22 protein-coding genes are annotated in these 24,325 nt (G+C 56.1%); 8 read left to right on the forward strand and 14 right to left on the reverse strand.

Annotated elements, in window-relative coordinates; translation table 11 throughout:
* Positions 1–107: 107 nt before the first annotated feature.
* On the reverse strand, positions 108–815 hold the full coding sequence (locus RR877_RS03045; protein ID WP_332618832.1) for a type 1 glutamine amidotransferase: 708 nt from the start codon (positions 813–815) through the stop codon (positions 108–110).
* A 135-nt stretch (positions 816–950) separates the two neighbouring features.
* Between RR877_RS03045 and RR877_RS03050 the strand changes: the two genes are divergently transcribed.
* Both RR877_RS03050 and RR877_RS03055 read left to right on the forward strand, forming a co-directional pair.
* Positions 951–2,303 (forward strand): glutamine synthetase family protein, encoded by a 1,353-nt coding sequence (locus tag RR877_RS03050; protein ID WP_332627695.1) that lies wholly within the window; start codon positions 951–953, stop codon positions 2,301–2,303.
* A 385-nt stretch (positions 2,304–2,688) separates the two neighbouring features.
* Positions 2,689–3,141, forward strand: a complete 453-nt coding sequence (locus tag RR877_RS03055; protein ID WP_332618834.1) for a GNAT family N-acetyltransferase — start codon at positions 2,689–2,691, stop codon at positions 3,139–3,141.
* A gap of 69 nt (positions 3,142–3,210) precedes the next feature.
* On the opposite strand, the gene RR877_RS03060 is transcribed toward RR877_RS03055, so the two are convergent.
* From RR877_RS03060 to sucC, 7 genes are all read right to left on the reverse strand, one after another.
* On the reverse strand, positions 3,211–4,410 hold the full coding sequence (locus RR877_RS03060) for a dimethylargininase (protein WP_332627697.1): 1,200 nt from the start codon (positions 4,408–4,410) through the stop codon (positions 3,211–3,213).
* 11 nt (positions 4,411–4,421) lie between these two features.
* A complete protein-coding gene (gene purH / locus RR877_RS03065) occupies positions 4,422–6,020 on the reverse strand; it encodes a bifunctional phosphoribosylaminoimidazolecarboxamide formyltransferase/IMP cyclohydrolase (RefSeq protein ID WP_332627698.1) in 1,599 nt (532 codons plus the stop codon).
* Entirely contained in the window at positions 6,017–6,610 is a 594-nt protein-coding gene (purN, locus tag RR877_RS03070; RefSeq protein WP_332627700.1) for a phosphoribosylglycinamide formyltransferase, read from the reverse strand. The genes purH and purN overlap by 4 nt, the downstream gene beginning before the upstream one ends.
* 9 nt (positions 6,611–6,619) lie before the next feature.
* Positions 6,620–7,894, reverse strand: coding sequence for a DUF6350 family protein (locus tag RR877_RS03075; RefSeq protein WP_332627701.1), 1,275 nt, complete (start codon positions 7,892–7,894; stop codon positions 6,620–6,622).
* A 9-nt stretch (positions 7,895–7,903) separates the two neighbouring features.
* The gene (locus RR877_RS03080; protein WP_332627702.1) at positions 7,904–9,298 is read right to left on the reverse strand and encodes a hypothetical protein; all 1,395 of its coding nucleotides are present in this window, start codon (positions 9,296–9,298) and stop codon (positions 7,904–7,906) included.
* Positions 9,299–9,436: 138 nt separating this feature from the next.
* Positions 9,437–10,324, reverse strand: a complete 888-nt coding sequence (gene sucD, locus RR877_RS03085; protein ID WP_277494677.1) for a succinate--CoA ligase subunit alpha — start codon at positions 10,322–10,324, stop codon at positions 9,437–9,439.
* Positions 10,325–10,351: 27 nt separating this feature from the next.
* Entirely contained in the window at positions 10,352–11,515 is a 1,164-nt protein-coding gene (gene sucC, locus RR877_RS03090; RefSeq protein ID WP_280800811.1) for an ADP-forming succinate--CoA ligase subunit beta, read from the reverse strand.
* A gap of 186 nt (positions 11,516–11,701) precedes the next feature.
* Between sucC and RR877_RS03095 the strand changes: the two genes are divergently transcribed.
* Positions 11,702–12,424 (forward strand): VIT family protein, encoded by a 723-nt coding sequence (locus RR877_RS03095; protein WP_110234570.1) that lies wholly within the window; start codon positions 11,702–11,704, stop codon positions 12,422–12,424.
* On the opposite strand, the gene RR877_RS03100 is transcribed toward RR877_RS03095, so the two are convergent.
* Complete coding sequence (locus tag RR877_RS03100) at positions 12,421–14,748, reverse strand: UvrD-helicase domain-containing protein (RefSeq protein ID WP_280805855.1); 2,328 nt, start codon at positions 14,746–14,748, stop codon at positions 12,421–12,423. The two genes, RR877_RS03095 and RR877_RS03100, sit on opposite strands and share 4 nt — an antisense overlap.
* Before the next feature lie 12 nt (positions 14,749–14,760).
* Positions 14,761–15,759 (reverse strand): glycerophosphodiester phosphodiesterase family protein, encoded by a 999-nt coding sequence (locus RR877_RS03105; protein WP_332627704.1) that lies wholly within the window; start codon positions 15,757–15,759, stop codon positions 14,761–14,763.
* Positions 15,760–15,888: 129 nt separating this feature from the next.
* On the opposite strand from RR877_RS03105, the gene RR877_RS03110 reads away from it, so the two are divergent.
* Both RR877_RS03110 and RR877_RS03115 read left to right on the forward strand, forming a co-directional pair.
* Positions 15,889–16,683 carry a Bax inhibitor-1/YccA family protein gene (locus RR877_RS03110; protein WP_332627705.1) on the forward strand — a complete coding sequence of 265 codons (795 nt, stop codon included), beginning with the start codon at positions 15,889–15,891 and terminating at the stop codon, positions 16,681–16,683.
* Between the two features lie 162 nt (positions 16,684–16,845).
* Positions 16,846–17,256: a pyridoxamine 5'-phosphate oxidase family protein gene (locus RR877_RS03115; RefSeq protein WP_280805407.1), complete on the forward strand. Its 411-nt coding sequence runs from the start codon at positions 16,846–16,848 to the stop codon at positions 17,254–17,256.
* A 53-nt stretch (positions 17,257–17,309) separates the two neighbouring features.
* On the opposite strand, the gene RR877_RS03120 is transcribed toward RR877_RS03115, so the two are convergent.
* On the reverse strand, positions 17,310–17,666 hold the full coding sequence (locus RR877_RS03120; RefSeq protein ID WP_332550761.1) for a DoxX family protein: 357 nt from the start codon (positions 17,664–17,666) through the stop codon (positions 17,310–17,312).
* 112 nt (positions 17,667–17,778) lie between these two features.
* Between RR877_RS03120 and upp the strand changes: the two genes are divergently transcribed.
* Positions 17,779–18,411, forward strand: coding sequence for a uracil phosphoribosyltransferase (gene upp / locus RR877_RS03125; RefSeq protein ID WP_110234575.1), 633 nt, complete (start codon positions 17,779–17,781; stop codon positions 18,409–18,411).
* Between the two features lie 7 nt (positions 18,412–18,418).
* Here upp and RR877_RS03130 read toward each other — a convergent pair whose 3' ends face one another.
* The 3 genes from RR877_RS03130 to deoC are packed head-to-tail and all read right to left on the reverse strand — an operon-like array spanning position 18,419 to position 21,697.
* Positions 18,419–19,276: an aldehyde dehydrogenase family protein gene (locus RR877_RS03130; protein ID WP_277494671.1), complete on the reverse strand. Its 858-nt coding sequence runs from the start codon at positions 19,274–19,276 to the stop codon at positions 18,419–18,421.
* Positions 19,273–20,715 (reverse strand): aldehyde dehydrogenase family protein, encoded by a 1,443-nt coding sequence (locus tag RR877_RS03135; RefSeq protein ID WP_110234577.1) that lies wholly within the window; start codon positions 20,713–20,715, stop codon positions 19,273–19,275. The genes RR877_RS03130 and RR877_RS03135 overlap by 4 nt, the downstream gene beginning before the upstream one ends.
* A 7-nt stretch (positions 20,716–20,722) precedes the next feature.
* On the reverse strand, positions 20,723–21,697 hold the full coding sequence (gene deoC / locus RR877_RS03140; RefSeq protein WP_110234578.1) for a deoxyribose-phosphate aldolase: 975 nt from the start codon (positions 21,695–21,697) through the stop codon (positions 20,723–20,725).
* Positions 21,698–21,768: 71 nt separating this feature from the next.
* Between deoC and RR877_RS03145 the strand changes: the two genes are divergently transcribed.
* Entirely contained in the window at positions 21,769–22,620 is an 852-nt protein-coding gene (locus RR877_RS03145) for a purine-nucleoside phosphorylase (RefSeq protein ID WP_277494669.1), read from the forward strand.
* Positions 22,621–22,631: 11 nt separating this feature from the next.
* Positions 22,632–24,323: a phospho-sugar mutase gene (locus RR877_RS03150; RefSeq protein WP_332550760.1), complete on the forward strand. Its 1,692-nt coding sequence runs from the start codon at positions 22,632–22,634 to the stop codon at positions 24,321–24,323.
* Positions 24,324–24,325 lie beyond the last annotated feature (2 nt).

Here is a 24,325-nt window from a genome sequence, read left to right on the forward strand (position 1 = left end):
TGACTACCGGACCCAATCCCTTGCAAACTTAGAAACGGCTCCCTATTAGAACTCCAACTTGTGGGGTTCAGTTCAATTTTCGGGGGCTATTTTCTTTGTTGTTGTCTTTAGATGAGATCTGCTACCCGTGAAAGGTAGGCGTCAACGAGAGCGTAGGTGCGAGCCTCGCCCGCTTTATCTTCTGCCACGGTCTGTGCCAGCATGATTTCGCCATCCTGGTGATCCTCGGCGACGCTGGGCCACCCACCCTCGTCCAACCAGCCCTTGAGAGCTGCGGAGTCGAGCTCAGGGTGGAACTGGACACCGAGTGAGCGGTTAATGGTGAAGGCCTGCGGGGCAACAGGGTTGCGGGCTATCTCTACAGCTCCCGGAGGAACGGTGAAGCGGTCGTAGTGGAACTGGAACCAGGGGCCATTGCCAACCAGTGATTGGTCGTCACTCCAGATGTAGGTCCATCCGATCTCGGGGTGCTGCCCAGGAGCGACCGTGCCGCCCAAAGCTCGTGCCATCAGTTGTCCGCCAAAACAAATACCCAGCACAGGCTTGTTGGCAGTGACAAGGCCGCGGCACAGCTCAATCTCCGGGGTGAGCCAATTGCCAATGCACTTGTCGTCCCAAGCGCCCCATGGAGCACCTAGGAAGACAACGAGGTCAAAGTCTTCAGTGTCAGGAAACTCAACAACAACGTTAGGCGCCTTGAATGATTCCTCGGGGACGACGAGGAATTCGGTGATCTCAAAGCCGTGGTGTTCAAGGCGGCGACCGAGTGGGCCCGTTGGGCTGACGTGGTCATGCTGAATTACTAGAGCTTTCACAAAGCACTCCTGGGATAGAGAATGAGTATTCAAAGAATATGACGAATTGTTTTGCGGTTCAGCGTTGAATCCGTAATAATCGTTAGTACCCTAACGATAGCGTTATGACACTACACTTGCCACAAAGGAGTTGCAATGGTTAACGATCTGACCAAACTTCGAGATGACCTCGGAGAGCGCGGCATCGACGTTCTGCGCGTTATGTTCTCGGATGTTCTCGGGATTCCCCGCTCCAAGGACATCTTGGTCAGCCAGTTAGATAAGGCCTGCCACAACGGCCCCGCGTTCAGCCAGGGCGTGTGGACCACCACCACCGGTGGCGAATTCCACGAAGCAAACGGCATTGCCAACGACGGACTTCAGGACTTCTTCACCCAGATTGTTCCTGGCACTATTTCTCCACTTGCGTGGGAGCCAGGTGTTGCATACGTCGTGGGAGACGCATTTAACCCCGATGGCAAGCCCAACATGATGTCCCCTCGTTCGGTGCTGCAGAAGGTTATTGAGAGCTACCAAGCACTTGGACTGCACCCCGTGGTTGGACCTGAGCTCGAGTTCTACATTTCAAACCAAGACGAGAACGGCACCTTCAAGCGTTCACTGAGTCAGACCGGACGCGTCTACATGACCGGAACCTTGGTTGACCCCGACGGTGACTTCCTTCACCTCATGCGCATGCTGGACAGTCTCAACATTGGTGCGTTTGCTGGAAACCACGAATTCAGCCCTGGACAGTATGAGGTCAACCTCTGGCACAGCGAGGCTCTCGATGCTGCCGACCGCACCTTCTTCTTCAAGACCGCCGTTAAGGACATCATTGCCAAGCGCGGTAAGCACGCGACTTTCTTGGGTAAGCCATGGAGTGACGAGGGCGGATCTGGTTTCCACCTGCACTTCTCGGTCACCGACGCGGACGGCATCAACAAGATGCATGATGGTCGTGGCAACCTCTCCCCCGCAGCCAAGATGCTCATTGCGGGCATTACTAAGCACGCCAATGCATTGACTGCATTCACCAACCCCACCATCAACTCTTTCAAGCGACTTGGCCCAGACACCTTGGCTCCCTACCGCTCTAACTGGGGCTATGACAACCGTTCTTGCATGGTTCGGGTTCCACCCGAGCGTGGCCAGGGAACTCGTCTCGAAGTTCGTGTCGGCGACGGCGCAGCGAACCCTTACCTCGTCATCGCAGCAATCCTGGCCGCAGGCCTGGAGGGCATCGTGAACGAGCTGGAATGTCCACCCGACGCCGTGGGCATGGCCTACGACAACGAAGGTGCCGAGATCCTTCCTGAGACCTTTAGCGAGGCACTCGATGCGCTCGAAAAAGACGACGCACTGCGCACGCAGATGTCACAGGAACTCATCAACGTGTTTATGGTGCTCAAGCGCGACGAAATTGCTCGTTACGAAGCCGCGGTTGACGACCCTAACACCCGCGAAGTAACTGAGTGGGAAATCACCGAGTACGCAGCGTCCTACTAATTCCTCCGCCCTCCCAGCAGAGGGCGTCGGGTTAACGCAAGAACGGGTCCCAGAGGGACCCGTTCTTTGTGTGAAACCTAGTTACAGGTACAGCGGTCAGCCTGAGCTACGCCCTGAAGCGCTTCCTCAATGTGCTCGCCACAACCGGTCCAGGTGGTCTTGCCGCATGAACCGCACTTGGCTGGACTACACATAATTACCTCCGTGTTAGCGATGACCTTTCGGTCAATCTGTATACCCCCTAGGGTATCGCAGAAAAACTCTCAAAGCGAGTTCTGAAACTGAGATTACCCTGAATTTTCGACAGCCCCTACTCAGCAGAAGTTAACCTGAGCTTTACAAGCAGATACTGCCATTTCACTACTGAGAGGAATAATCTAGGAACATGGGGACCTACAGATTAGAAGAACTCAATGCCAGCAACATCGTTGCGGCCAACTCTCTCACGCTCAAGCGTGGTCAAGAGCAGTTCATTGCTCCCCCGTCCTATGCCATCTCTGAAGCGTATGTAAACCCCACCACCGCCTGGCCACGCGTGGTCATGGATGGTGAGACCGTGGTTGGTTTCATCCGAGGAAACTTTGATCCCGACAACGCCAGCGAAGAACTGCGTAGCTGCCTCTGGCGTATTCACGTAGCTGCCGACTACCAGGGCAAAGGCGTGGGTAAGTTTGCCGTAGCCGCTCTGGCAGACGAAGCACGCTCTCGTGGCAACAAGCGCCTGACTGTTCTTTGGGAAAAGGGCGTGGAAGGCCCCGAGGCCTTCTTCCTCCGGGTGGGCTTCAAAGAAGTGGGCACCACCGCCTATGGCGAAGTCGTTGGTGAGATCACGCTCTAAGAGCCACACTGACTCAACAAAGAAAAGGGACCCAGTTCATAACCTGGGTCCCTTTTCTTGTGAGAACTACTAGCGCAGACGCACCGAGAGGCAGGTTACGCAGCCTTCGAGCTTTTCAAACTCAGAGATGTCCACGGTGATCACGCGGTAACCAAGTTCACGGAACAGCTCTGCGGACTTCGGAGCTGATGACGACATCAGCACGGTGTCTGGAGCCAGTACTACGACAGCGGTTCCGTGCGCCTCGGGCACAGGCAAGAAGCGGTCGAAGATACCCTGGTCATCCACCAGTGGTGGGTAACCAATGACAGTGCCATCTGGCAATGCAGTCACAGCAGTCTTGAGGTGAAGTGCCTTGGTCACAGGAACAGCCACAACGGTAAATCCCTGCTTGGCAGCGATGGCGCGAAGCTGGCGAATGCCTTCACCGTTGGTGCGACCACCACGGCCGACATACACGGTCTTGCCCACCTTGAGTACGTCGCCACCATCGAGAGCACCTGGGCTCACGATGCGGTCGATCTCGACATCGAGGTCGCGCAGCGTCGCCTCGGTGGCTTCGATTTCAGGCTTGCGGCTGTCTGCGCCGGGGTTAGAGATCACAGCAAGCTTGCCCAGCATCACAACAGTGTCTTCAATAAAGACGCTGTCTGCGAGGTCATCGCGGGGCTCTACCTCGACGGTCATCCAACCAGCAGCGTTGAGGGCTGCCACATAGGCATCCCACTGCTGGTCAGCCAGTTCCAGATCAACCTTCTTGCGCTTGATGTGAGTCACCAGACCATCAGCAAGAGTCGAAGCGGGTGCACGAACCAGTGCCACCTTGGTGGGTGCAGTTGTAGCACCGCGGGCAATGACCCAGCGCCAGATAGCTGTTCCGGCGGTGACAGTGGACACCGTACCGGCAACAACGAAGATGAGGTTCACGCCGAGGAGAGATGCGAAGACACCTGCAAACACATCAGCGGAGAAGCCCGCACCCTGCGATGCAGCTTGGATAAACATGTTCACAACCGCAGCAATGACGGAGGAAACCAGACCGACAACCCACGAGTAACGACGCTTAGCCAAGAAGCCGAAAGCACCCTTGAGGAAGACCAGGATAAAGAAGATCACACTCGCGCCGATGAAGAACGAGCCAGCCTGCCAGAGGATGGCTTCTTCAAAGTTGTTACCAATGAAAAAGGCCAGGCCGGTGACGTTCTGGGTGATGATGGTGACCGCGAGGGCAGACAGGGCTGCAGCAATCAAACGACGGGGTGTGAACATTTATTTATCCTTTAGTGGAAGAAGTGGCGTTCGCCGGTGAAATACATGGTGACTCCAGCCTTCTGAGCAGCAGCGATGACTTCTTCATCACGCACTGACCCACCAGGCTGAACAACTGCCTTGATACCGGCAGCGAGGAGAACTTCGAGACCGTCTGCGAAGGGGAAGAACGCATCGGACGCAGCAACGGAGCCCGCAGCGCGGTCTCCCGCACGGTTGACTGCGAGGTGGCAGGAGTCAACACGGTTGACCTGGCCCATTCCCACACCCACCGACGCACCGTTGTGAGCAAGCAGGATGGCGTTGGACTTCACCGAACGGCACGCCTTCCATGCGAACTCGAGATCAACCAGAGTTTCCTCATCAGCAGGCTCACCTGAAACAAGCTGCCAATCGCTCAGAAGCGCACCGAGCTTGGAGGTGCCATCAAAGAGGTCGGCATCCTGGACGAGGAAACCGCCGGAGATCTGGCGGATCTCTTGAGGCTCGCGGCCGAAGTTTTCAGGAAGCTGCAACAGACGCAGGTTCTTCTTAGTTCTCAGCAGGGTAAGAGCATCCGGCTCGAAACCAGGAGCAACGAGTACCTCGGTGAAGACTTCACTGACCTGCTCCGCCATCTTGAGTGTGACGGGGCGGTTAGCCGCGATCACACCACCAAAAGCAGAAACGGGGTCGCATTCGTGGGCAAGACGGTGAGCAGATGCAATCTGGTCCACTGCCTTGTCGCGGCCCACGGCAATACCGCAGGGGTTCGCGTGCTTGATAATCGCCACTGCAGGATTGATGAAGTCATAAGCTGCTCGAACAGCAGCGTCAGCATCAACGAAGTTGTTGTAGGACATTTCCTTGCCACCCAAGAGAGTGGAGTGAGCAATACCGTGACCGCCCTGCTCAAGATAGAGCGCAGCTTCCTGGTGGGAGTTCTCGCCGTATCGCAGGATAGAGCCGCGCTGCGCGGAAACAGCATAGGTCTGAGGGAACTTCTCGTCACGAACAAACCAGGACGACACAGCTGCGTCATATGCCGCAGTGTGCGCGAATGCCTCAGCGGCCAGTGAGCGGCGCTGTTCTAGAGAAGTACCACCCTGGGCAACAGCTTCCATAATCTCCCCATAGCGAGCAGGGGAAACCACGATGGCCACATTGGGGTGGTTTTTTGCCGAGGCTCGAACCATGGCAGGGCCACCGATATCGATCTGTTCGATGACGTCTGCGTCCGCTGCTCCGGAAGCCACGGTTTCGCGGAAGGGGTAAAGGTTGACCACAACGAGGTCAAATGCCTGAATGCCGAGTTCCTCAAGCTGGTCAGCGTGAGCCTGAAGACGAAGATCAGCCAAGATACCTGCGTGCACGGATGGGTGCAGAGTCTTCACGCGGCCATCAAGAGACTCGGGGAAGCCAGTTACTTCACTGACATCCTTGACTGCGTGACCTGCGTCACGAATGGTCTGCGCAGTGGAGCCGGTGGAGACCAGCTCAACACCGGCAGCACTGAGTGCGCCGGCAAGGTCCAGCAGACCGGTCTTGTCGCTGACAGAGATCAGGGCGCGACGAATGGGAACAACGTCGCGGTGGTTGTAGAGGCTGGGGTCGTGTGAGGGGCCGCTCATGAGCGTGCTAACTCCTGAAGGTTGACGTGGGCGTGGGCGATATTGCGAACGGTGTGAACAATGAGTTCACGCTCGACAATCTTGATGCGCTCGTGCAGCGTCTCTTCGGTGTCATCAGCGTTGATGGCCACCTCCAGTTGCTCGATGACAGGACCTGTGTCGACGCCCTCGTCGACGATATGAACTGTTGCACCAGTCACCGTTGCCCCGTCTGCCAAGGCGTCACGCACCGCGTGAGCGCCGGGGTAGAGAGGCAACAATGCGGGGTGCATGTTGATGAGGTTGGGCGAGAACGCACCGACCACGTTGGCAGGAAGAATGCGCATGAAACCAGCACACACAACCAAGTCTGGAGAGTAGGAAGAAACCTCAGCAATGAGGGCTTCTCCCCAGCTGACGCGGTTGGCGTAGTCGGCCGGTGAAACCACAAAAGTGGGAACACCAAACTCACGCGCATGGGCCAAACCAGATGCCTCGTTATCGGCACCGACAGCCACAATCTGTGCTGGGAATGACTCATCACTCGTTGCCTCGAGCAAGGCACGAAGATTAGAGCCCGATCCAGAGATCAGGACGACGAGTTTCAGCACCCCTCTAGCCTACCGGCTAGAACTGGGGCTGTTTTCGGGAGTTTTAGCCGGTGTGGAAGCAGCAGGCTTTGAGGGAGAACGCGACCCGGCATACAAACCCAGTGTTGCCGCAATGAGGAACTCGACTGCTGCCACGCCTCCGGTGCGCAGTGCGTTAGGTCCCACGTCAACGAGACGACCTGGGCCTGCGGCTCCGCCGCTTGCCCACGCCATAAAGCCAATCAAAGCGCCACCAACAAGAGCAATGCCGAACACCGTGAAGATCAACCATCGTAGAGCGGGTGCTCCGCCAAGGCTTCGAACCAGCGAGGGGCGAACAAAAAAAGCAGCGAAGAATCCCGCAGCAATAGGAACGATGAGTCCCACAAAACCAAAAGCCAGATCAGCTGTGGGCATAGCGCCCAGAATCGGAAGCGCAGGAACCAGACCCAGCTCGGTGCCGACAGGAGAAACGGAAGATCCAGTACCTAAAGCAAAGCCGGTGCCCACAAACCAGGAAGCCACCCACATGACGAAGTTCGGCATGAACATCAACTGCGCCGCAGTGAGAATGAGGCTTCCGCCACCGCCTCCCTGCAGTCCTTCATAGAGGCCCAAGATGGTGGAGAAGTTCGCAATCAGCATGACCGAGAGCACCACAGCAGAGATGCCAACCACGATGGCAGCGGCAGCAATGCCGCCGCGCAGCGACGAAGTCAGAACGGCGCGAACCTGGAGTGGCAGACCAAAGGCCCAGTCGGTTACGCGCTGCTGCAAACGCTCAGCGCGACCACCCGAGTGACCGATCTCACCACGAGCACCAATGAACAAACCGGCACCAAAGATGGCGGTGGGGAATGACAGTGCCATCCACATCGTGGGCATGGCGTTGGCGTTGATAGACGACAGTGCAATAAGTACCGTCAGGCCACCGAAGGTGCTGATTGCGGCAACAGGGCCCACAAAACGTGCACCAGATTCCAACGACTTACGACCCAGTCGAACACCCAAGAGGATGGTCAAGACTGAGAAGAACAAGGGCGCAATGGAGATGAGGAAAGGCTTTTCAGCACCCGCCAAACCCACATTCGCAGCCAGCACAGGATCCAAGGTGACCGTGAGGTCAACACCGTGACCGACTAACCAAATGTCAGCAGCAGCGCGATAAAACACGTCCCAGCCGATGCCGCTGTCCAACTGGACAGCCCACATCAAACTCAGTGGAATGAGGGTAATACCCAAGCCAATGCCCACTGCCAGGAGAGACTCCAGGGCAGCAAGCAGTGCAATGAGGGTGCGGTTCACCCCTTGATGCTATGACTTTTTAGTGGTTGGCTTCTTCGCGACAGGCTTAGTTGAGCCAGTTGCGCTCTTCTTCGCTGCGGGCTTCTTTGCTGCAGATGCAGCAGGGGCCTTCTTGGCAGGAGCCTTCTTCACTGCGACAGTATTTGCCGCTGGGGCAGCTGCTACAGTCTCAGCAACCTTGGGTGCTGCTGCCTTGACGACGGGGCGCTGCAGAACTTCATAGGCAAAGAGCAGAACCAGGCCAGCAAGCGTCCAACCAATTACTGCGCCGGTGGTCAAAGGAATGGTTGCGCTGAGAATCAGAGCGACTCCACCAATGATGACGACGCGAGCAACGATGCGGTACTTGTGCATCACAACGCTGGAGTTAGCAAAGATCTTTTTTTCGGGGTCAACCGTTTTTCGCAGTGAATTGATCTGCTTGTTCGAGAAAGCGCGGAACTTCTCTGCACTTTCGCTGACGCCAAATGCCCAGCCGGTGATGATGGCAATGACCGAGGCAACGGCCAGGGCAATGACGACGTCAAGGACGAAGGCGACTAGTGCGTCATAGACAGCACCCACGATAGGTGAGTAGTTGGGATCAATGACGGTCATAGCCACAATGCGGCCGCTGGTGAAGAGGAACGCCATCAGCGCCATCAGTCCAAGCATGACGCTACCGGTGGCTGCAAGTGCGCGTGGGCGGCGGCGAGCTGCCGCAATTCCTACGACGAACAGTGCTGCAACTACCCAAGGAAGCCAAGTTCCTACGCCCACACCAACTTGGTAGAGAACGCGAGCCAATGCCAGCTCGGGAACCTTGCCGATGGTGATGTCGGTGTTGACCTCAGGGATAGCCGAGGCAAAACCAACGCCCTGCTTGACCAGTTCTGCCTTGATCTCAACAATGATGGGCTTGAGCGGAAGAGTCAGGGTGCCATCGTTGGAGAGCTTGATGACAGAATCTGGACTGTCAGAAAGCAGCGCAACGGTCTGCTCCTGGGTCAGGGTGAGGGTCTTGTCCCAGGCATCAGCGAATGCCTGCGACTTCACAACATTAGAAACCAGGGTCTGCACGAGACCCTCAACGCCGCTCGCTGCAGGAGCAGCCAACATGCCAAGAGCCTTCTTGGCAGCATCGGGAAGATCCAGGGCATTGCCCAAACCTTCAAAGAGGGAAGTGGTGACTTCCTTGATGTCGACCTGCTTGTCAATGATGGTGGTGACCTCAGTAATGATGGTCTCCTGAACAGCAGGGTTCTTGGCTAGTGGGGACAGCGTGGAAACAAAGCGCTGAGTGTTAGTAACTTCGCTGGTTGCCCAGTGAGTCACGATGGCAGCGGGGGTGAGCGCAATGGCCAGAATCAAGGCGATAGCGGACAGCCAGGAGCGACCAGCGCTCTTCTTCACAGCAGTAGACATGTTTGTTTCAATCCTCAAAGGTTAGACAGTTGTTCTAGTCTGCCAGCTCGGCCGAGATTTCGTCACGATTGTGGACAGGTGTGGTTAAACGAACTCGGCGCTCCCCCGAAAGGAAGCGCCGAGTAAAAGCAGCCTGGATTAGAGACTTGCCATGATTTCGCGCATCAGGCGAGCAGCCTCGGAAGGAGTCTTTCCAACCTTGACGCCGGCAGCCTCGAGGGCTTCCTTCTTGGCCTGTGCAGTTCCAGCAGAACCAGAGACGATGGCACCAGCGTGACCCATGGTCTTACCCTCGGGAGCAGTGAAGCCAGCAACATAGCCAACAACGGGCTTGGTTACGTTCGCCTTGATGAAGTCTGCAGCGCGCTCTTCAGCGTCACCACCGATTTCACCGATCATGACGATGGCCTTGGTCTCGGGGTCAGCCTCGAATGCAGCGAGCGCATCGATGTGAGTGGTGCCGATGATGGGGTCTCCACCAATACCAATAGCGGTCGAGAAGCCAAGGTCGCGCAGCTCGAACATCATCTGGTAGGTCAGGGTTCCAGACTTGGAAACCAGACCGATGGGGCCCTTACCGGTGATGTTCGCAGGAGTGATACCGACGAGTGCCTCACCTGGGGTGATGATGCCAGGGCAGTTGGGACCAATGATGCGGGTCTTGCCACCCTTGTCCTTGGCGTATGCCCAGAACTCAGCAGAGTCCTGAACGGGGATGCCCTCGGTGATGACGACGAGCAGAGGAATCTCTGCGTCGATAGCTTCGATAACTGCGTCCTTGGAGAATGCAGGAGGAACGAAGGCGATCGAGACGTCAGCACCGGTTGCAGCCATTGCCTCAGCAACGGTTGCAAAGACGGGGAGCTCAACATCACCGTGAGTAACGGTGGTGCCAGCCTTGCGTGCGTTGACGCCACCAACAACCTGGGTTCCTGCAGCGAGCATACGAGCGGTGTGCTTGGAGCCCTCACCACCGGTGATGCCCTGCACGATGACCTTGGAGTCTTTGTTCAGAAAGATTGACATTTCTTATCCTTGAGTTTTCGTGAGGGCTTAGCGGGCAGCGAGTTCAGCGGCCTTGTCGGCGCCGTCATCCATGCTGTCTGCGAGGGTTACGAGTGGGTGGTTAGCCTCGGCGAGGATACGGCGACCCTCGTCGACGTTGTTGCCATCAAGGCGAACAACGAGAGGCTTGTTAGCAGCGGAACCGAGGGTTGCCAGTGCCTGGACAATACCGTTCGCCACAGCGTCACATGCGGTGATACCACCGAAGACGTTGACGAAAACGCTTTTGACCTGTGCGTCACCGAGGATGACGTCGAGACCAGCAGCCATCACTTCAGCAGAAGCTCCACCACCGATGTCGAGGAAGTTAGCAGGCTTGACGCCACCGTGGTTTTCACCAGCGTAAGCAACAACGTCGAGGGTGCTCATGACCAGACCTGCACCGTTACCAATGATGCCAACCTCACCGTCCAGCTTGACGTAGTTGAGGTCTGCAGCCTTTGCCTTAGCCTCGAGAGGGTCAGCAGCTGCCTTGTCTTCGAGTGCTGCGTGGTTCTCGTGACGGAACTCAGCGTTCTCATCGAGCGAGACCTTGCCGTCGAGGGCGATGATGTCGCCTTCTTCGGTGAGAACCAGAGGGTTAACTTCAACGAGGGTGGCGTCTTCGCCGGTGTAGACCTCGTAGAGCTTGACGAAGACAGGAGCAACCTTGTCTACGAGCTCTGCAGGGAACTTCGCTGCGACAGCAATCTTCTTTGCTTCTGCCAGGTCGATGCCCTTGATGGGGTTGACCTCAATGCGAGCAAGAGCTTCGGGACGCTCAACGGCGAGCTGCTCGATCTCCATGCCACCTTCGTAGGAGGTCAGCGAGAGGTAGGAGCGGTTTGCACGGTCAAGAAGTACTGAGAAGTAGAACTCTTCAGCGATGCGAGCACCAGCGGCAACCATGACGCGCTTGACGACGTGGCCCTTGATGTCGAGACCAAGAATGGCCTTCGCTGCTTCTTCTGCTTCCTCAGGGGTCTTAGCGACCTTGACGCCGCCAGCCTTACCGCGGCCGCCAACCTTGACCTGAGCCTTGACGACGACAACGCCGCCCAGCTTTTCTGCTGCAGCACGAGCTTCAGCAGGGGTGTCTGCGATGATGCCAGCGAGCACGGGAACACCGTAGCTCTCGAATAGGTCCCTGGCTTGGTATTCGTAAAGATCCACGTGATTTCCTAATCCGCGTTGAGCGATAAAGAGGGGAAGTAAATAAATCTGATGAGTTAAAAGTAACTTGATATCAAGATAAATTGACCATTCAGACTTTACCGGTTTTTTCCGCGGATTACACCCTCTATATAGGTATGCCTCTCCTAACTGGCAGCAACTAGACAGAGCTGACAGAGTAGAGCTATGCCTGAATCAGTCCACGCACAAGGTTTTGAACCCCACGACGCCGCTTCCAACAGCAAGCTGAACTGGCTTCGTGCCGGTGTTCTTGGCGCCAATGACGGCATTGTCTCGATTGCGGCCCTGATGGTCGGTGTTGCGGCCGCAACAACAGACCCTGCAGCTCTGCTACTGACTGGTGTTGCCGGTCTATCCGCTGGAGCCATCTCGATGGCACTGGGTGAATATGTTTCTGTTTCCAGCCAGCGTGACTCAGAGAAGGCCTGGATCAATAAGGAACGTCGCGAACTCGAAGAATTCCCTGAGGAAGAACTCGAAGAACTCGTTGCTCTCTACGAAGCCCAGGGGCTCAAGCCTGCAACAGCACGTCAGGTTGCGGTGGAAATGACCGAGGTGGACGCCCTCAAGACCCACCTCGACATTGAACTTGGCATTAATCAGGAAGAACTGACTAACCCGCTTCATGCAGCAATCTCGTCAGCGATTGCGTTCTTCGCCGGTGCAATCTTGCCTCTATTAGCGGTGCTTCTGGTTCCCGGAGACGCAAAGATTCCCGCAACCGTTGCGGCATCGCTGATTGCCCTGGCCCTCACCGGTGGTGTTGGTGCCTACATCGGTGGAGCACCTGTCCCCCGCGCGATCCTGCGCGTCACCATTGGTGGCGCAGCAGCACTGGCTGTGACCTACTTCATTGGTTCACTGCTGGGCAGCGGAACAGCAATCTAGAGTTTCTCAATCGGAGCGATCTTGATCAGGAGCTTCTTGGCTCCTGCAGAATCAAACTTCACATGGGCAACGCGCTTAGCGCCTTCCCCGGTGACCTGATTCACAGTTCCCTCACCAAAGTCGGCGTGAGAAATACGGTCACCTGCAACCAGCTCTAAGTCGCCGTTGTCACGAATCTTGTTCGTGACACGGTTAGCCCATTCTGTTTTGGGTTTCGGTGACGCCTCGAGAGAGTTCCATCCGCCCTCGGTGGAACCCCAACCGCCGAGTTCACTCGAGCCGAAGCCACCGTCATAGCGAGAGCCACGTGCGTTGAGCGCGCGGGACTGATATCCATCCCGACCATTGACCGAACCAGGTGACTGGCGCCATTCAATGAGTTCCGAAGGAATCTCCTGAAGATAGCGCGAAGGCATCGCCACGTTTGTTTGACCAAACTGAGCACGACTCATGGCAAGAGAGAGGAACAGGCGCTTGCGTGCACGGGTAATGCCCACATAAAACAAGCGTCGTTCTTCGGCTGGGCCACCGGGTTCGCCGGCAGACATGCGGTGAGGAAGAAGTTCTTCCTCCACGCCCGTAATAAACACGGCGTTGTATTCCAGGCCCTTCGCGGTGTGGAGGGTCATCAGAGAAACTGTTCCACTGGCGTCATCGAGTTCGTCAGCAGCTGCAACGAGAGAGACTTCGGTCAGGAAGTCAATCAGTGTGCCACCGGGGTTGTTCTTATCGAACTCCTTGGTCACTGCCAAAAGTTCTTCCACGTTCTCAGCACGGGCTTCGTCTTGCGGGTCTCGGGTTGCGCGGAGCAGATCCACATATCCGGTCTCTTCCAAGATGCGGGTGAGCACATCAGCAACAGGGCCCGACTCCGCCAATGCTGTGGCCTCGTCAATGAGGCCTGACAGCTTGGCTATCGCCCCGGATACCTTGGGACCCAGTCCTAACGAGTCAGCAGAGCGCAGCGCTTCGCGCAGCGTGATCTGGTTAGTGTCGGCATAATTCTGCAAGCCGGTCTCGGTGGCAGGTCCAATACCGCGCTTAGGAACATTGAGAATTCTGCGCACTGCCAACGAATCTGCAGGGTTGGCAATGGTGACGAGGTATCCCAGGATGTCCTTGATTTCAGCGCGCTCATAGAACTTCGTGCCACCCAAGATTCGATACGGCACGGCGGAGCGAATGAAGATTTCTTCCAAGGCACGGGTCTGTGAGTTGGTGCGATAGAACACGGCCATCTCGTTGTAACCCATGCCGGCAGAATGCAGGGTGCTGATCTCGTCGACCACGAACTGGGCTTCATCGTGTGCGGAGTACCCGGTGAACCCCACAATGAGGTCACCGTCTCCCACATCACTCCAGAGCTTCTTGTCCTTACGGTCAAAGTTGTTGGAGATCACCGCGTTAGCAGCAGAAAGAATTGTCTGGGTGGAGCGGTAGTTCTGCTCCAGCATCACCACGTGAGCACCTTTGAAGTCGCGCTCGAACTCGGCAATGTTACGCATGTCTGCGCCGCGGAAGGCGTAGATGGACTGGTCGGAGTCACCGACCACGGTTAGTGATCCGCCGGGCATGCCGTCAGCGGTTTCCCTGGTGAGTTCATGGATGAGCGCATACTGAGCGTGGTTCGTGTCCTGGTACTCATCGACCAAGACATGACGGAACTGCTTACGGTAGTGGTCTGCGACGTGCGGGAAAGCACGGAATAAGAACACGGTCTGAGCAATGAGGTCGTCAAAGTCGAATGCGTTGGCAGCCTGGAGTGCACGGGTGTACCCGCGGAACACCTCAAGGAACTTCACCTCAGTAGGGTCATTGAGGTTTGCATTGCGGGAATAGCTGTCCACGTCCGAGAGTTCGTTCTTCAGTCGGGAAATCTTGCCGGCAACTCCAGAGACTGACAGCCCATAAGTGTCGGCTTCGTATTCCTTAATCAGGCGCTTGATCAGAGTGCGAGAGTCATGCGAGTCATAGATAGTGAACGCTTTTGTGAAACCAAAGTTCTCTGCCTCACGGCGGAGAATGCGCACGCAGGATGAGTGGAAGGTGGAGATCCACATACCCTCAGTGGCAATGCCCAGCATCTTCTCTGCGCGTTCGCGCATTTCAGCTGCAGCTTTGTTGGTGAAGGTGATGGCCAAAATCTGGCTGGGCCAAGCTTCTCTATTACGAATGAGAGAAGCAATGCGGCGGGTGAGCACGCTCGTTTTACCCGAGCCAGCACCAGCAACAATGAGCAATGCCGGACCCCGGTATTGCACAGCTTCAAGCTGTTGGGGGTTCAGGCCATCCAGTAAAGGATCGGCGGAAGAAAGCTCACTCATAGCCCGTCAAGTCTACGGGCGAGTACGGACAGCCAAGTCGGGTTGGTCGGCAAAGGCGCCGTCTATACCCAACTCCCACAGCTTCTCGTAAAACGCCTGCCACTGGCCATGCTCAAGCGGGTCAGCGGAAGTTCGAAATGTCTCGGGTAAAAACTCATTTTCTGGTCGCAGCGTCCAGACAAAAATCTTGAGCCCCAGCTGATGTGCCTGCTCGACTATGGCCCGGCCGTGGCTGAGCTCCAAGGCACTGCCATCAAAGAGCAGGGAAGAGGCTAAAGCCAGGCCATCAAGCCGACCGGAAAAGGCTTCTAAGCCAGGACCAGAAAGTTCATCAGCATTACTAATGGGGGGAACACCTTCAGAGACCGCCCACACCAGTTCATCGAAAGCCACATGCTCGCGGTCCATGATGTAGAAATGCTGGGCACCAATCTGCAACTCGCGCAGGCGCACAATGATGCTCTTCTCAAAGCTCTCCATGATCAAACGGGAGTCATCTGTGCGCCAGCCAGCCAGGAACAAATCCTGCGTTAACGCAGCTTCGAAGCTAAAACCCAAACCGGCAAAGTAGGTGGGGTGCTTGATCTCCACCACCAGGGTGAAATCAGGCCCTGCTTGGTCTGCGATCTCGAGCAAATCAATAAACCGCAAGATGGGGTACTGCCCATCTTCTTTCGCGTTGCCAGGACGTAGCTCCGGCAAACGTTCCTTACATAACAATGTAGAGAGTTCTGCCCAGGTGAAGTCTTCGGTGAACCAGCCGGTGAGTTCTTCACCGTCGACCACCTTGGTGGTCAGACGGTCAGAGAACTCTGGCCGGCTTGCCACATCTGTAGTTCCGGAAATCTCGTTCTCATGGCGAATAACGAGAACGCCATCTTTGGAGAACACCAAGTCAGGTTCAATGGCGTTCGCCCCTTGACTGATGGCCGTGAGATAAGCAGGACGAGTATGTTCAGGGTGATAGCCGCTGGCCCCACGATGGGCAATTACCAGGGGGCGGGCTGTCATATTTTCAGCCTAGCCATCACCGAGGTTCATACACACAGCGAATTCTCGGAAAACATGGTGCTCCCACTCGGTATCGTGGATGTAGCGCCCAGAAAGCGCACAACTTCCTGAAAGGAAATGACAACCATCATGGCTGTTAACAACCCCGCCTTCACTGGCCAAAAGGCTTTCTCGCCTAACGCGACTGCTGCTGAGCTCCAAGCGCTCTATGACGCACCGTCGGCCAACCGCGCACCCGAACGCGCCATGACCTACGAAGACACAGTTGCTAAGTCCTTCATCTCTTTCGTCGTACTCCTCGTCGGCGCAGCCGCCGGATGGATCATCACCAGCATGAACCCTGCCCTGGGCTCAGGCATGATTATGGTCGCCGGTATTGGTGCCTTCGCCCTGGCCATGGTCAACATTTTCAAGAAAGAGCCAGTACCCGCACTGATTCTTGCTTATGCCGCGCTTGAGGGTGTTCTCCTCGGCGGTATCTCACTGGTCTTTGACGCCCAGTGGAGTGGCATTGTTGCCCAGGCTGTTATTGCCACCATCGTGGTGGTCGGTGTGACCTTGGCTTTGTTTGCCAACGGCAAGATCCGCGCATCAGCACGTGCGACCAAGATCTTCTTCATCGCCATCATTGCGTACCTGGTCTTCTCGGTTGTAAGCCTGCTGATGTCTGCCTTCGGTGCCACCAGCGGAACCTTCGGTCTCAACTCTGTTGAGATCTTCGGTATCCCACTGGGTCTGATCATTGGCCCTCTGGTGATCTTGCTGGCTGCATACTCACTCGTACTGGACTTCGACATGGTTCAGCGCGGTGTGCAGAACAAGGCTCCCGCCAAGTTCGCTTGGACCGGTGCGTTCAGCATCATGGTCACTGTGGTCTGGCTCTACATGCAGATTCTGCAGTTCCTGGCGATTGCCCGCGACTAACGCAGACAACGAACACGGTGAAATGGCTTCCCTTCGGGGAGGCCATTTCTCATACCTTAACCCATTCCACGGCGGATGGAGCAACTACAACAGCACACAGAATTCACACACCATGAGCTATAAACTCAAAACATCCTTCCCTCCAGTAAAGACAGCATCACCATGAGCGAATACCCCATTGATCACCTCGACGATGAAGAATCGTGGGAGATTATCCAGGCCAACCAAATTGGCCGTATTGCGAGTGCCCGCGAAGGAGCACCCGATATCTATCCCGTCTCGTATGTTGTTCACAACTGGAAGATCTACTTCCGCACCGGCGCTGAGTCTCGCTTACGCAAAGAGACAGACGGCAGGCTGGTTGCTTTTGAATCTGGTTGGCAGATGATGAAGCACTTCTCCAGCACCGTTGCCCTGGGTGTTGTGCGGACACTCACCAGTGAAGAAGCTGCCAAGGTACTAGACCGGCTCCCCATTGTCGACTTCGCTCCTGATCTCGACTACGTCTGGATGGAGCTCGACCCCACCGAGGTTCGCGGACGTCGCCTCAATGTGCTGGATCCTCAGCGCTAAATACCTACTTAATTTAAGAAAGGGCCCGTAGGGGCCCCTTCTTCAATAGAGGCTTAGACAATCATGAATAAGGCCAGCACTGCGAGCAATACTGCGAGCACGATGCTGGGGATGGCGCCCTTGGCGTCGTTGTGACGGAAATGCCACACTGCTGCAGCAACCATGAGCACAGCTAAGCAAATTGCTGCCGTGAGCTGCAGAATTCCCAGGCCAACCAGGCCAGGAAGAATCAGGCCAACTCCACCAAGAAGCTCCGCCCATCCAACGAGCTTGACGGTTCGAGGGCTATAGTCCTTGACCCATGCCATCTTGGGTTCGAGCCTCTCAACAGGCTGGAATGCTTTGGTCGAGCCGGCGTAGACAAAAAGTATTGCCAACAGCAGATCAAGAATAGAAAGAACGATGGCCAAGATTTACCTCCAAAAGTGCGGGTAAATATTCATTTCCCCCAGGTTTTAGATTAGCGCGATTCAGAGCAGAGGAATTTTCTGAGCCCTTACGGGATTCGGCTAGATTGAAGCCATGCGTTTACATGTGGCCAACCACCCCCTCATTACCCACAAGCTCACTGTGTTGCGAGACAAGAGCACTCCTTCTTCAGTGTTCCGCTCTCTCGCCACAGAGCTCGTGACCTTGTTGGCCTATGAAGCCACCCGAGATGTACGGGTCGAAGAAGTCACCATTGAGACACCAGTCACCACGACCAAGGGGGTGATGCTGAGCCAACCGCGACCTCTGGTTGTTCCTATTCTTCGTGCGGGTCTTGGCATGCTAGATGGAATGGTCACCTTGCTGCCTTCTGCTGAGGTTGGTTTCCTCGGGATGGTTCGTGACGAAGAAACTCTGCAACCTGCTACCTATGCAGAGCGCCTTCCTGATGACCTCACTGGACGTCAGTGCTTTGTGCTGGACCCTATGCTCGCAACCGGCGGATCGCTGATTGCCGCTATTGACTTCTTGTTCAAGCGCGGGGCAACCGACGTGACCTGCGTCTGTCTTCTTGGTGCACCTGAGGGTGTTACAGCTGTTGAAGCAGCAACCGAGGGCAAGAGCGTCACCTTGGTTTTGGGTGCATTGGATGAGCGTCTCAACGAGCACGGGTATATCGTTCCCGGCCTTGGTGACGCGGGTGACCGGCTCTACGGAACGGTCTAAACAGCCGCTAAATCAGGCTCTTGGTGTGCCAGACAGTCTTCACTTCAGTGAATGCTGTGATTCTGTTCAGAGATGACACTGGGATTCCCTCAACCGGCGCGAGTGTGCGCATGAGGGTTTCTGCTGCAGCGATCTGAAGCGACGCCCAATCAAGTGACCCAGCACCTGCAAGATCCAGAGCATTGATATCTGCGTGAGATGCCATCCAGGGTGCCAGCTCTGCTGGGCTTCCGGTAATCACATTCACCACACCACCAGGAACATCGCTCGTTGCCATCACTTCAGCAAAGCTGATGGCGGTCAATGGCGCATCCTCGCGTGGAACAACAACGACTGTGTTTCCAGAAACCAGGATGGGGGCAATAGTGGCGACTAATCCGAGCAATGAACCCGAGGTCTGTGGCGCAATCGCGCCGACAACACCGGTGGGTTCAGGAACAGACAGGTTGAAGTAGGGGCCAGAGACAGGGTTGGCCTGCCCGGCAACCTGGGTGTATTTGTCTGCCCAGCCGGCATACCAAATCCAGGTGTCGATGGCGGCATCGACCTGAGCGGCTGCTTCCTTTGCGGAGGAGCCTTCGACCAGCATGATCTCTTCAACGAACTGTGCTTTGCGGCCTTCGAGCACTTCAGCGATGCGGTACAGAACCTGACCGCGGTTATACGCGGTAGCACCGCTCCAGCCAGGCTGCGCGGTGCGAGCGGCAACAACCGCGTCCCGCATGTCTTTGCGTGATCCTTGTGCAGCGTTGGCAACGAATTCTCCGGCGACAGAGTTCACTTCGTAAACACGACCTGATTCACTACGGGGGAACTTTCCGCCAATGAAAAGCTTGTAGGTCTTGGGGACAGCGAGACGGCTCATGCTGCACCACCTTCCAGATAAGCAGCCAATCCGGAAAGGCCGCCTTCGCGGCCGTAGCCAGATTCTTTGTAACCACCGAATGGGCTTGCGGGGTCGAACTTGTTGAAGGTGTTGGCCCAGATCACGCCGGCGCGGAGCTTGTCTGCAACAGCCAAGACGCGGCTGCCCTTCTCGCTCCAGATACCCGCAGAGAGACCATAAGGAGTGTTGTTGGCCTTGGTGATTGCTTCGGCAGGTGTGCGGAAGGTCATCACCGACAACACGGGTCCGAAGATTTCCTCCCGAGCAATGGTGTTACTGGGAGAGACACCAGTAAAGACCGTGGGTGCAAACCAGAAACCCTTGGCAGGGATGTCACACGCTGGACTCCAGCGCTCTCCACCTTCGCTTTCGCCTTGGGCGGCGAGCGCGGTGATGCGGTCCAGCTGTTCGCGAGAGTTGATGGCACCGATGTCGGTGTTCTTGTCCAGTGGGTCACCCAGGCGCAGAGTAGACAGACGAGTCTTGAGACGGTCCATAACTTCGTCATGGATGTTTTCTTGAACCAGAAGTCGACTACCGGCACAGCAGACGTGACCCTGGTTGAAGAAGATGCCACTGACAATTCCTTCAACAGCCTGGTCCAGGGCGGCATCGTCGAAGACGATGTTGGCGCCCTTGCCACCGAGTTCAAGAGTGAGCTTGGTGTTGGATCTCGCAACGGCACGAGCAATCTCGCGTCCCACAGCGGTTGAACCAGTGAAGGCGATCTTGTTGATGTCGGTGTGGTTGACCAGGGATTTACCTGTGTCGCCTGCACCGGTGATGATGTTGACCACACCTGCGGGAAGGTCCGCCTGCTGACAGATTTCTGCGAAGAGCATGGCAGTCAGCGGGGTGGTTTCTGCTGGCTTCAACACCACTGTGTTTCCTGCGGCGAGCGCGGGAGCAATCTTCCAGGCAAGCATAAGCAGGGGGAAGTTCCATGGGATCACCTGAGCTGCAACACCGAGCGACTTGGGGTTTGCACCCAAGCCAGCGAAGTCGAGTTTGTCTGCCCAACCTGCGTAGTAGAAGAACCAGGCAGCAACCAAGGGGATATCCACATCACGGGTTTCCTTGATGGGCTTTCCGTTATCGAGGGTTTCGGCAACTGCAAGCTCACGTGAGCGCTCCTGGATCAGGCGCGCAATGCGGAAGAGGTACTTTCCACGATCAGCACCGGACATCTTCGACCAGACCGAGTCATAGGCAGATCGTGCTGCCCGGACGGCCACATCAACATCTGCCTCGGTGGCGGTGCTGAAGGTTGCAATGGGTGCCTCAGTGGCTGGAGAGATGCTGGTGAAGTTCTCGCCTCTGCCGGCAACGAACTCTCCATTGATAAAGAGGCCGTAGTGCTCGTTGAGGTTCAGAATCCCGGTGGATTCTGGCGCTGGTGCGTAGTCCATGAATGACATGTAATTCCTAATCGAGAGTGACGTAATCGGCACTCGAGTAGTGACCCGAGGCAAGTTTTTGGCGTTGGAGGAGAACATCGTTAAGCAGGCTTGAGGCGCCGAAACGGAACAGGTGTGGCACGAGCCACTCTTCCCCGACAGTCTCTGCAACGACGACCAGATACTTGATGGCGTCCTTGGTGGTTTTGATTCCGCCAGCAGGCTTCACACCAATACGTTGACCGGTTGCGGCATACCAATCCCGCACTGCTTCCAGCATGAGCAGGGTGACCGGCAACGTAGCAGCGGGAGCTACCTTGCCTGTTGAGGTTTTGATGAAGTCTCCCCCGGCAAGCATGGCGAGCCAGGAAGCTTTGCGCACATTGTCATAGGTGACGAGTTCTCCTGTTTCCAGAATCACTTTGAGGTGGGCGTGAGTTCCGTCGGCACGACGGCAGGCTTCTTTCACCGCCACAATCTGCTGGAAGACGGTCCACCAGTCCCCCGCTAAAAAAGCTCCGCGGTCAATGACCATGTCGATCTCGTCTGCACCTGCGGCAACTGCTTCTTGGGTGTCTGCAATCTTGATTGCCAGGGAAGAGCGGCCACTAGGGAATGCCGTTGCTACGGCAGCGACGGAAACTTTGCCCTGGTCTGGGTCGCCATGCATGTCACCGAGTGCCTCAACAGCAATGGCAACCATGTCGCCATAAACACATACTGCGGCAACCCGAGGTGTGGTCAGGTCTCTCGCATCAGGTACCAGTGCTTTGGAGACCAAAGTTCGGACCTTGCCCGGAGTATCAGCACCCTCAAGCGTGGTGAGGTCAATCAGCTTGATAATGGTGTCGATTGCCCACGATTTGGACGACGTCTTGATGCTCCGAGTGCCCAAATCAGCGGCTCGGGCTTCGAGGCCAACAGCGTCAACACCGGGCAGAGCTCGAAGAAAGTCCGCAAGTGATTCTGCGGTGAGATCTGACAATACTGGGATAGAACGCATCTCTCCACACTACTGGGAGAAACCCCGTTCGCGGCGGATGTTTCCTCATTCTTGGTGGCTAGGATGAGTCAATGGATTCAACGCTGAACAACCAAGATGAACTTCTCAACCCCCTCTCTAACCCTGACGTGGACCCGTTTGAGGTGGCCCGCGAAGCGGCGGCTCAGATCGCGGAGAAAACAGGCGTAGCTCAGCACGATATTGGTCTGACATTGGGTTCTGGCTGGGGCAAAGCAGCTGAGTTGATGGGCGAAACCACAGCCACGATTGATGCCGCCGAAATTACTGGTTTCAGTGCTTCCGCCGTCGTGGGCCACTCCGGAACATTACGCAGCATCTTGCTTCCTAGCGGAAAGCGTGCACTCGTTATTGGTGCTCGCACGCACTATTACGAAGGCCACGGTGTGCGCCGCGTGGCCCACAGCGTGCGCACCGCTGCTGCGTGCGGTGCCACCACCATGGTGCTCACTAATGGTGCAGGTGGCATCAAGCCCAACTGGAGGCCAGGAACCCCCGTACTGATCAGCGACCACATCAACTTGACCGCGGACTCTCCTCTCGAGGGCGCGACCTTCATTGACCTCACTGATCTGTATTCATCCAGACTGCGCGATCTTGCTCGCACGGTGGATAGCAGCCTCGATGACGGTGTCTATGTCCAGTTCCGCGGGCCTCACTATGAAACTCCTGCCGAAGTGCAGATGGCGAAGGTTCTCGGCGGCCACATCGTGGGTATGTCCACCGCGCTGGAAGCCATTGCTGCACGCCAAGCAGGCATGGAAGTTCTGGGGCTTTCTCTCATTACCAACTTGGCTGCTGGTATTTCTGAGAACCCGCTTTCCCACAAAGAGGTCCTGGAAGCGGGCGCTGCTGCAGAAGGTCGCATCAGCGAGCTACTTGCCCGCATCGTGGACAAGCTCTAGAAAGCCCAGTCATGACAACAGTGAATGAGTATCATTCCGAGGTTCTGGCGTGGATTGAGCAAGACCCCGACCTAGAAACAGTGGCAGAACTTAAAGCGCTACTTAAAGCCTCTGAAGCAGGTGACGAGCAAGCACAGGCAGAGATCTCGGACCGCTTCTCCACTCGCTTGAGCTTTGGAACAGCTGGTCTTCGTGGTGCCATTGCTGCAGGTCCCAACCGAATGAACCGGGTTGTTGTCATTCAAGCAGCAGCCGGCTTGGCCCGCTATTTGCTTGCGAATGCACACGAAGGAATGACTCCCAGTGTGGTCATCGGTTTTGACGGCCGTAAGAACTCAGAAGTATTTGCTCGCGACACAGCAGAGATTATGTCGGGCTTTGGAGTTGAGGCAATGTTGATGCCCCGCATGCTTCCCACCCCAGTTCTCGCCTTCAGCGTTCGTGAACTAAATGCCAGTGCTGGCGTCATGGTCACTGCTAGCCACAATCCTGCAGCTGACAACGGCTACAAGGTCTACCTCGGCGGAGATGACAATGGTTCCCAAATTGTCTCCCCCGCCGATGTCCACATTGCCGAGCAGATAGACATGGTTGCCGCGCAGATGAACGTTGGCGAGCTAGCCAGGGGCCCATTCAGCACTATTCCTGAGTCAGTCATTGATAATTACATCTCCCAGACCGCTCTGGTTGCAGGGACTTATGCGTCATCAGCACAACCTCACTTTGTGTACACCGCCATGCATGGTGTGGGCTATGAAACCTTCGCAGCTGTAATCTCACGTGCTGGTTTCGGCACACCTGAAGTAGTTGCTGAACAAAACGTTCCTGATGCCACCTTCCCCACCGTGGAGTTTCCTAACCCGGAGGAACCCGGCGCACTTGACCTGGCCTATGTATTAGCTCGAAAGACCAATGCAGAACTCATCGTGGCTAACGACCCGGATGCGGATCGTCTGGCAGTGGCTATCCCAGATGAGTCAACAGCTGAAGGCTATCGCCGACTCACCGGCAATGAGCTTGGTGCTCTGCTGGGCTGGAGAACAGCCCGTGAACTTGGCCTTACGAACAAGACTGGAACACTGGCGTGCTCCATCGTGTCTAGCCCCGCACTCTCTGCCGTTGCTGAACACTACGGTCTGGACTTTAGATGGACACTCACCGGGTTCAAGTGGGTTTCCCGAGTGGAGAACTTGGCCTTCGGCTATGAAGAAGCCCTGGGCTATCTCGTGAACCCCGGCACTATTCGTGACAAGGACGGAATCTCAGCTGCCGTTGCTCTCTTGAGCATCGTGAGCGAACTGAAATCACAGGGTTCTACTTTGAGTGACCACCTCGATGAGTTCAGCATGACCTTTGGCCACTTTGCGAGCGAACAGATTTCACTCCGAGTTTCTGACTTGTCAGAGATTCCTCGCCTGATGACGAGTCTGCGTTCTTCGCAGCCTGCAGGTATTGGTGGGATTGCAGTGGCAACCGTCGATGACCTTCTCGCAGGAAACTCCGACTTCCCACCCAGCGATGTGTTGAGATTCTGGCTGGAAGATGGTTCCCGCATTATGGTTCGCCCCAGTGGAACCGAACCCAAACTCAAGGTCTATATCGACGTGGTTTCTCGCGAGGGTGAATTAGCCCAACGCAGAAACGACGCTGCACAGAGGCTCTCAGCCCTCGCTTTCGGGATGAAAGAGCTACTCGGGCTCTAATT

It is taken from the genome of Aurantimicrobium sp. (assembly GCF_036667855.1).
In the GTDB taxonomy this organism is placed as follows: domain Bacteria; phylum Actinomycetota; class Actinomycetes; order Actinomycetales; family Microbacteriaceae; genus Aurantimicrobium.

Coding starts and splice junctions, on each gene's coding strand:
- RR877_RS03080 (WP_332627702.1), bottom strand. CDS start 9,298: ATGTCTACTGCTGTGAAGAAGAGCGCTGGTCGCTCCTGGCTGTCCGCT.
- RR877_RS03055 (WP_332618834.1), top strand. CDS start 2,689: ATGGGGACCTACAGATTAGAAGAACTCAATGCCAGCAACATCGTTGCG.
- RR877_RS03050 (WP_332627695.1), top strand. CDS start 951: ATGGTTAACGATCTGACCAAACTTCGAGATGACCTCGGAGAGCGCGGC.
- RR877_RS03135 (WP_110234577.1), bottom strand. CDS start 20,715: ATGTCATTCATGGACTACGCACCAGCGCCAGAATCCACCGGGATTCTG.
- deoC (WP_110234578.1), bottom strand. CDS start 21,697: ATGCGTTCTATCCCAGTATTGTCAGATCTCACCGCAGAATCACTTGCG.
- RR877_RS03105 (WP_332627704.1), bottom strand. CDS start 15,759: ATGACAGCCCGCCCCCTGGTAATTGCCCATCGTGGGGCCAGCGGCTAT.
- RR877_RS03150 (WP_332550760.1), top strand. CDS start 22,632: ATGACAACAGTGAATGAGTATCATTCCGAGGTTCTGGCGTGGATTGAG.
- RR877_RS03110 (WP_332627705.1), top strand. CDS start 15,889: ATGGCTGTTAACAACCCCGCCTTCACTGGCCAAAAGGCTTTCTCGCCT.
- upp (WP_110234575.1), top strand. CDS start 17,779: ATGCGTTTACATGTGGCCAACCACCCCCTCATTACCCACAAGCTCACT.
- RR877_RS03095 (WP_110234570.1), top strand. CDS start 11,702: ATGCCTGAATCAGTCCACGCACAAGGTTTTGAACCCCACGACGCCGCT.
- RR877_RS03060 (WP_332627697.1), bottom strand. CDS start 4,410: ATGTTCACACCCCGTCGTTTGATTGCTGCAGCCCTGTCTGCCCTCGCG.
- purH (WP_332627698.1), bottom strand. CDS start 6,020: ATGAGCGGCCCCTCACACGACCCCAGCCTCTACAACCACCGCGACGTT.
- RR877_RS03100 (WP_280805855.1), bottom strand. CDS start 14,748: ATGAGTGAGCTTTCTTCCGCCGATCCTTTACTGGATGGCCTGAACCCC.
- sucD (WP_277494677.1), bottom strand. CDS start 10,324: ATGTCAATCTTTCTGAACAAAGACTCCAAGGTCATCGTGCAGGGCATC.
- RR877_RS03145 (WP_277494669.1), top strand. CDS start 21,769: ATGGATTCAACGCTGAACAACCAAGATGAACTTCTCAACCCCCTCTCT.
- RR877_RS03115 (WP_280805407.1), top strand. CDS start 16,846: ATGAGCGAATACCCCATTGATCACCTCGACGATGAAGAATCGTGGGAG.
- RR877_RS03130 (WP_277494671.1), bottom strand. CDS start 19,276: ATGAGCCGTCTCGCTGTCCCCAAGACCTACAAGCTTTTCATTGGCGGA.